Consider the following 700-nt stretch of genomic DNA (forward strand, 5'->3'; position numbering starts at 1 on the left):
AGTTCCGCTCGGGAGCGCAGTGGCGGGAGATGCCGGACCGGTTCGGTGCCTGGTCCACCGTGCACAACCGGTTTCGGCAGTGGCGGGACGCCGGGGTCTTCGAGGCTCTGCTGGAGGGGCTGATCGCCGAGGCGGCCGAGCGGGGCCGGGTGGACCTGTCGCTGGTCAGCGTGGACTCCACGACTGTCCGGGCCCACCACGACGCGGCCGGGATGCGCCTGGAGGAAGGCGTCCTGGACGCGCTGGAGAAGGCCGCCGTCGAGGCGGAAGCGGCCCGGCAAAAGGGGGCGGCGCGGAGGAACAAGGCGGACAGGGTGACGTCTGCGATCCCGGCAGGGCCGAACGGCGTCGCGTCCGGCGACGGCACAAGCTCCGCCTGAAAGCCGCTCTGCTCGGGCGCTCGCGAGGCGGACAGACCAGCAAGATCCACCTGGTTGCCGACCGTCGCTGCCGGCCTCTGGCTCTGATCCTGACCGCCGGTCAGGCCGCGGACAGCCCGCAGTTCATCCCCGTGCTTGCCGAAGTGCGCGTCCGCGGGCCCGTCGGGCGCCCCCGCACCCGGCCGGACGCGGTCGCCGCAGACAAGGCGTACTCCTCCCGCGGTAACCGCGCCCACCTTCGCGAACGCGGGGTCAAGGCGGTCATCCCGGAGAAGAAGGACCAGGCCGCCAACCGGAAGAAGAAGGGCCGACGCGGCGGC

Annotated in this window: 1 pseudogene; it reads left to right on the forward strand. The window is 72.7% G+C overall.

Features of this window, described 5'->3' with window-relative positions:
• Nucleotides 1–700: pseudogene (locus tag PV396_RS44930) on the forward strand (transposase); the annotation flags it as partial.

It is taken from the genome of Streptomyces sp. ME02-8801-2C, assembly GCF_033793965.1.
Taxonomy (GTDB): Bacteria; Actinomycetota; Actinomycetes; order Streptomycetales; family Streptomycetaceae; genus Streptomyces.